This is a genomic window from Gordonia sp. ABSL11-1 (genome assembly GCF_030315685.1).
Classification (GTDB): domain Bacteria; phylum Actinomycetota; class Actinomycetes; order Mycobacteriales; family Mycobacteriaceae; genus Gordonia.
Genome location: NZ_JASXSI010000050.1, coordinates 1 through 6,146, shown reverse-complemented (window position 1 = coordinate 6,146; position 6,146 = coordinate 1). Strand labels below are relative to the sequence as shown.

Sequence of the window (6,146 nt, the reverse complement as noted above, 5' to 3'; positions counted from 1 at the left end):
AAGTCGCACGCGGGTTGTCGACGGATTCGGCGATGCTCAGTACCGTTCGGCGTCTCTCATGGCCGTGAGCTCGCCGGACAACGGCGGACTCGCCACGGGGAGTGGGAGTTGACGTATATCGCGTCGCGGCGGACGGGCCGCGCCCGCGGCGATCAACCGCTGCAATGGCGACGCCGCGATCGGAGCCAACTGGGCAACGGGCCGTCCTCTATCGGTGATGATCACCGTCTCGCCGGCAGCGGCATCGGCGACGACCGCTGCAGCGTTCTTTTCGAGTTCGCGAACATCCACCTCGGTCATGTGGTCCATCGTCGCTCACCGAGCGTGAATCCGGACGGCCGTCGCGATCTTGCGTCCACAATGATGAGAGGCGACGTTTCGGTATCGACGAGAGGACCTCATGCCCGCCACGACGATCTCCACCTTCCTCACGGCCCTGACCTCCGGCGACCTCGAGGTCATTGATCTGACCACCCCGCTGAGCGCCGCCACCCCGGCGCTGCGGCTGCCCGAGCCGTTCGTCAACCTGATCGACTTCAGCCTCGAGGAGGTCAGCGCCTACAACGAGCCCGGTCCGTTCTGGCGGCACAACAACATCCACACCGGCGAGCACATCGGCACCCACCTCGACGCTCCGGTGCACTGGATCACCGGCCGTGACGGCGACGACGTCTCCCAGATCCCCGTCCAGCGTCTCATCGGGCCGGCCGCGGTCCTCGACCTCACCGCGCAGGTCGCCGACAACCCCGACTACCTGCTGACGATTGCCGACGTCGAAGCCTGGGAGACCACCTACGGTCCGCTCGCGCCAGGAGCTTGGCTGCTGTTGCGCACCGGGTGGGAGTCGCGTGGCGGTTCGGAGGCGGAGTTCCTCAACGCCGACGACACCGGCTCGCATACCCCGGGCGTCGCGGTCGACGCCGCCGAATGGCTGGCCACCCAGCGTCAGATCGCCGGCCTCGGCGTGGAGACCGTCGGCGTCGACGCCGGACTGGCCGGTGGCTTCGATCCCGCATTCCCGGTGCACAACCACTTCCTCGGCAACGACAAGTACGGCCTCACCTCGCTGCGCAACCTCGGTCGTCTGCCCGCGACCGGTGCGCTCATCGTCGTCAGCCCGTTGCCCATCGTCGGAGGCACGGGCAGCCCGTCACGTGTGCTGGCGGTCGTCGACAAGGCGGGTGCGTGACCATCTACGGACCCACCGTCGCCGACGTGGTCGGGCGCGTCCTCGCCGACCTCGGCGCCGGGCATTGCTTCGGGGTGGTCGGTAGCGGCAATTTCGTGATGACCAACGCCCTTCGCGCCGGTGGCGTGCCGTTCACCGCGGCCCGCCACGAAGGCGGCGCCGCAACGATGGCCGACGCCTACTCGCGGATGTCGTCCCGCGTGGGAGTTGTTTCCCTGCATCAGGGTTGCGGACTCACCAACGCGATGACCGGCATCACCGAGGCCGTCAAGAGTCGCACGCCGATGATTGTGCTCACCGCCGACAGTCCCGCGGCCGCCCTCCGCTCGAACTTTCGGATCGATCAGAATACGTTGGTGCGCAGCGTCGGTGCCGTCAGTGAGCGGGTCTATTCCGCGGACTCGGTGGTCGACGACGTGGTGCGCGCGTATCGCACTGCCGTCACGCAACGTCGGACGGTGGTGCTCCACGTCGCCATCGACGTCGCGGCCACGCCGGCCTCCGCTGAGGGGCCGATACTGTCGTCGTTCGAGCAGCCGCGTGTGCGGCCGAACGCAGGCGCGGTGACCGCCTTGGTGGACGCGATCCGTGCGTCGCGACGGCCGGTGTTCGTCGCCGGTCGAGGTGCCCGGGATGCGGGACCCGTGATCGCGGAACTCTCCTCGGCCAGTGGTGCTTTGGTGGCGACGTCGGCAGTAGCCAACGGGCTCTTCGTCGGCGATCCATTCAGTCTCGGGATCTCCGGCGGCTTCTCGTCGCCGACCACCGCCGAGCTCATCGCCGACGCCGACCTCATCGTCGGATGGGGTTGCGCGCTGAATCAGTGGACCATGCGGCACGGACGGCTGATCGGTTCGGAGACCGTCGTGGTGCAGGTCGACGACGACGTCGATGCGATCGGTGCGCACCGCCCTGTGGGACTCGGGGTGATCGGCGACTGCGGACTGACCGCTTCCGACGTCCTGGCCGAGCTCACCAGCGCCGAACCTGATGGTGCGCAGCGCTACCGCACGGACGACGTGGCGAAAAGAATCGCGGAAACATCACGCTGGCAGGATGTTCCGGTCGACGACATCTCCACCGACGATCGGATCGACCCCCGAGTCCTGACCATAGCGCTCGACGAGATCCTGCCCGCCGACCGTGTCGTCGCCATCGACTCCGGCAACTTCATGGGCTATCCGGCGACGCACTTGTCGGTGCCCGACGAGAACGGTTTCTGCTTCACTCAGGCGTATCAGTCCATCGGGCTCGGTCTGTACACGGCGATCGGTGCTGCTCTGGCGCAGCCGGATCGACTTCCGGTGCTCGGTACCGGCGATGGTGGCTTTCTGATGAGCATTGCCGAGCTGGAAACCGCTGTGCGGCTTGGCTTACCACTGGTGACGATCGTCTACAACGACGCCTCCTATGGTGCTGAGGTGCATCACTTCACCGACGCCGACCTTGAGACAGTGACCTTTCCTGATACTGATATCGCATCCATCGCGCGTGGGTTCGGAGCTGATGGCGTGACCGTGCGGTCGGTCGATGATGTCGATGCCGTGGGGGAGTGGGCCGACGGGTACCGCTCTGAGGGAACGGCTCGACCGCTGGTGATCGACGCGAAGATCGCGAATGACGGTGGGTCGTGGTGGTTGGCGGAGGCGTTTGCGGGGCATTGACGACTTTTGCCTGTTCGTTCTTCGCACGGCTACTCGACCAGTCGGTAGTCACTTGCCTGGCCCTAACCAACGTTGCGCGACTGGCTTGATAGCGCCCGAACGGCCGATGCGAATTCGCTCAGTGTCAGGCGTTTGTGGCCACCCTGAAGCGCTTGGGGAGAGATGCCGAGCTGAGCGGTGGTGACAACGACAAGCTCGCGCGGCACGAATCGCGGCCGGGTTCTGTTGACCCAAGGCCAACGTTTCCCAATCCAATCCTCGCCGCCGCTGTGCTCCGTCACGAAATCAGGTTTGTGGACGGCTGATTCGGTGATCTCCACTATCACGTAGCAGCCCTGTGTCTCTTTTGCATATATGAGTACCAGGTCTCCGGGCTTAACCTCGATCCACCGATTTGTTTGTGGCTGGGCGGTGAGTGGTAGACGAAATGCCCTGTCTGAGTGACAGAATGGGACTTGCGTAGGGTTCCGTTCAATCACAAAGAAGGGCATCTCGTAGATGCGATTGTCTCACAGTCTCCCGGTCAGGTCTGCATCGTTTGATGACCCGAATCTCCTTGCCGCGGCGGGCTTGGTTCCGGTGATGGCGTTGGCCGACGACGCTGGACTCGGTGCTCTGGCTCGTGAGCATCTGAGCGTGCCGACCGATAAGGGCGCCAACCCGTAAGGTTTGCCGAGCCGACCAGACCGAATTGACGATCGACGAGGTATGACTTTGCATGGAGGCGCTGCACGCTCCGGATGATGACGCCCGCGCTCAGCAATTCGCGTAGTCCACTGACTGACAGAAATCCTCCAGCGATTGCGACAGGATTCAGGCACACCAGGAGCCGCCAATGGGCAGACGATCTTCTTGCGCAGCTCGCCAATTCGCTGGCGACGTCCTTCGTCAGGTAGGGGCTGGACAGAAAGACGTCGTGGGATGCGCTTTGCAGCGCGCGAAACAGATGTTCCCCGGCTTGCGCAGTAACAGACTCCGATGACTCACCCATACCTTGAACGGTATTCCGACCGTGACTACGCGGAGGAAGACTCTGACGGATGTAATACCTCCGTGATGGTAGGGATCGCCGTCGAGGTGGTAGAGGTCGCGGTCCGTGATTGGACTGCCATCGTCGTGGCGCCAGTCGAGATAGGTGAGTAACGACGCAATCCGATCGCAGGGCAGTGTGCCGTCATCGGTTGTTGCGGCGAAGAACAGCAACAGGTAGATGGCTTCCGTGGTGAAACGGTCCTCGGTGAGCGGGATCAGCGACCGGGCGATGTGGTCGGCCAGAGCGCTGGGATCTCCGGCAAGACTCTTCCCGGTGCGGGTGAGTACCAGACGGCCTTTGAACTTGCGCAACAGCTTGTTCCGCTGCAGCGACTCTCGGAAGTACAGCAGCGGAGCTGCACTGCACCTGACGATTCTTGGTGCCGATCCAATGTCGCATGGTCGGCAGCACGGCGCTGGCCGCGGTGACGTCGGCAGGCTTGAGATATCCGGCCGACGTCAGCGCCAGCCCGTCGCCGTTCGCGCGGTCGAGAAACCACAGGTACGGCTGTAGATCAGCTCGGCGAGCCGCGGGTCCACGTCGGCGTCGAAGAGCCGGCGAACGGAGTCGTCGAGGGCTGCATTCACCTCGGTGACCTCGAAATACGCGGGGTCGTCCAGAACTGTGGCGAGCGATTCGGAGTCGGTCAGGCCGCCGCAGTCTTCTGGGGGTGCCGTACGTGGACCGTCGATGCATCGTGCTGCCGGCGTCCGTCCGTTGCTGCACGGCTGAGCGTGCCGAGTAGTGCCGGCAGCTCGCGCGGGTCCATGGTGGCGATCAGGTCCTCGAACCGCCTGCGGACCTCCTCCGGCCCCGCGGCGTCATTGGTCATGTGGCACAGGGCAGTGGCGACTCCGCGGTCGGCCTACTCCAAGACCCGCATGTCTTACATCCGTAGTACAATCGTCGCCATGCGAACGGTCAGCAAACGGGAGCTCAACCAACAAACCGCCGCCGTACTCGATCAGGTCAGCGATACGGACGACGTGGTGGTCACGGAACGAGGCAAACCCCGTTGGCGAATCAGTGCAGTCACGGTCCACGGATCAACGCTCGCGCGGCTGGAGCGAGAGGGACGATATACGCCCGCGTCCTCGGATCCGGCTCCGTGGCCCGATCGGCCGGGCGGACGGACGTACACCGACGCGGAGGTCGAAGACTTGCTGGATGAGATGCGCGGGGATCACTGAGACGTGGCTGGTGCATTGGTGTACATCGACTCATCGGTGGCCCTCCGCACGATTCTGGATGTGCCGGATCGTCGGCGCATTCAGTTGTGGATGCAGTCACCGGGAACGACGTTTGTGTCGTCGCGGCTCTTGCGTACAGAGGTGATCCGAGTCCTGCGTCGAGAGGGCCGGCCGCTCGCCGACGCCGCACCACTGTTGGATCGCGTCGGCATGCTCGAGATCGGCCCCGAAACCCACACAGTTGCAGAATCATTCGAGCCGCACGTCAAGACACTTGATGCGCTGCACCTCGCGACGGCGCTGCTCATCGGTGAGCCGGCCACCGTGGCCACGCATGATGCACGAATGAAGGACGTTGTGGCGCACTTGGGTCTGCGTGTGACCGATCCGATTGAGGCGGATCAATAGTCGTGCCGCCGACCACCCTGCGCTCACATCCCGGCGGCAGCTCCCCGAACGGGAACGCGCGATCGAAGACCGGAACTGATGTCGACGACACGGGTCCGCCAGACGGGGCCGCACTCGGTTCGTTCTGACCGAATCAGCGGTACCCGTTCGCCGATGGCGACCGCGCGATCGCCACTTCTTGACACAGGCATCGCCTCGACCGCTCAGGGTTCGGAGCGACAGGTGTGGCGGTCCGGATGGTCGACGACCTTGCTCCCCCGTACGTGAGTAGTTCAAACGATATGGAGGTTGCACGTGTCGGCGGGGTTGTGTACCTTCGAACGTAAGTTCGATGTGACTCACGGGGGGTGAGCATGGCCGAGGTGGCTATCGCCGACGGTGTGGCTGAGTCGTTGTCGGAACTGCCGGGCCTGCTCGCCGATCTGCAGTCGGTGCTCGATCGGCTGGGGGAGGCCGATCTGTCCCGGTGCACCGATGCCGAGTTGGTGGGGGCGGCTCAGGCGACGGAGCGGGCGATCAATCGGCTGATGTTTCAGGGCAACCGGCAGGTTCTGGATCTCTCGGATCGGGATGTGCCCCGGGCGATGGGTTTTCGGTCTCTACCGAATTTCATGAACGCTCACCTGCGGATCTCTGATGTGGGACGTCGCAAAGCGCAACTT

The 6,146-nt window shown here is 64.3% G+C and carries 8 protein-coding genes and 4 pseudogenes; 6 read left to right on the top strand and 6 right to left on the bottom strand.

The annotated features are described in order from the left end of the window. Nucleotides 1-36 precede the first annotated feature (36 nt). Nucleotides 37-300, bottom strand: a complete 264-nt coding sequence (locus tag QSJ19_RS26145) for a type II toxin-antitoxin system Phd/YefM family antitoxin (protein ID WP_286323974.1) — start codon at nucleotides 298-300, stop codon at nucleotides 37-39. 100 nt (nucleotides 301-400) lie between these two features. Between QSJ19_RS26145 and QSJ19_RS26140 the strand changes: the two genes are divergently transcribed. The 3 genes and pseudogenes from QSJ19_RS26140 to QSJ19_RS26130 all read left to right on the top strand — a co-directional run. Then, nucleotides 401-1,189, top strand: a complete 789-nt coding sequence (locus QSJ19_RS26140) for a cyclase family protein (protein ID WP_286323973.1) — start codon at nucleotides 401-403, stop codon at nucleotides 1,187-1,189. Continuing rightward, nucleotides 1,186-2,853, top strand: a complete 1,668-nt coding sequence (locus tag QSJ19_RS26135; RefSeq protein ID WP_286323972.1) for a thiamine pyrophosphate-binding protein — start codon at nucleotides 1,186-1,188, stop codon at nucleotides 2,851-2,853. The genes QSJ19_RS26140 and QSJ19_RS26135 overlap by 4 nt, the downstream gene beginning before the upstream one ends. A gap of 498 nt (nucleotides 2,854-3,351) precedes the next feature. Beyond that, nucleotides 3,352-3,513: pseudogene (locus QSJ19_RS26130) on the top strand (IS1380 family transposase); the annotation flags it as partial. A 55-nt stretch (nucleotides 3,514-3,568) separates the two neighbouring features. Here the strand turns inward: QSJ19_RS26130 and QSJ19_RS26920 are convergent. The 5 genes and pseudogenes from QSJ19_RS26920 to QSJ19_RS26115 form a co-directional block, all read right to left on the bottom strand. Next, nucleotides 3,569-3,844 (bottom strand): annotated as a pseudogene (locus QSJ19_RS26920) (hypothetical protein); the annotation flags it as partial. After that, complete coding sequence (locus QSJ19_RS26125; RefSeq protein ID WP_286323971.1) at nucleotides 3,742-4,197, bottom strand: hypothetical protein; 456 nt, start codon at nucleotides 4,195-4,197, stop codon at nucleotides 3,742-3,744. The gene QSJ19_RS26125 and the pseudogene QSJ19_RS26920, both read right to left, overlap by 103 nt. 147 nt (nucleotides 4,198-4,344) lie before the next feature. Next, the gene (locus tag QSJ19_RS26120) at nucleotides 4,345-4,473 is read right to left on the bottom strand and encodes a hypothetical protein (RefSeq protein WP_286323970.1); all 129 of its coding nucleotides are present in this window, start codon (nucleotides 4,471-4,473) and stop codon (nucleotides 4,345-4,347) included. A gap of 12 nt (nucleotides 4,474-4,485) precedes the next feature. Further along, a pseudogene (locus QSJ19_RS26915) lies at nucleotides 4,486-4,536 on the bottom strand (hypothetical protein); the annotation flags it as partial. Continuing rightward, nucleotides 4,533-4,718, bottom strand: coding sequence for a hypothetical protein (locus QSJ19_RS26115; RefSeq protein ID WP_286323969.1), 186 nt, complete (start codon nucleotides 4,716-4,718; stop codon nucleotides 4,533-4,535). The pseudogene QSJ19_RS26915 and the gene QSJ19_RS26115, both read right to left, overlap by 4 nt. A gap of 79 nt (nucleotides 4,719-4,797) precedes the next feature. On the opposite strand from QSJ19_RS26115, the gene QSJ19_RS26110 reads away from it, so the two are divergent. From QSJ19_RS26110 to QSJ19_RS26100, 3 genes and pseudogenes are all read left to right on the top strand, one after another. Then, nucleotides 4,798-5,076 (top strand): type II toxin-antitoxin system Phd/YefM family antitoxin, encoded by a 279-nt coding sequence (locus QSJ19_RS26110; protein ID WP_286323968.1) that lies wholly within the window; start codon nucleotides 4,798-4,800, stop codon nucleotides 5,074-5,076. A 3-nt stretch (nucleotides 5,077-5,079) separates the two neighbouring features. Next, entirely contained in the window at nucleotides 5,080-5,484 is a 405-nt protein-coding gene (locus tag QSJ19_RS26105) for a type II toxin-antitoxin system VapC family toxin (RefSeq protein WP_286323967.1), read from the top strand. Nucleotides 5,485-5,837: 353 nt separating this feature from the next. Continuing rightward, nucleotides 5,838-6,146: pseudogene (locus QSJ19_RS26100) on the top strand (HNH endonuclease); the annotation flags it as partial.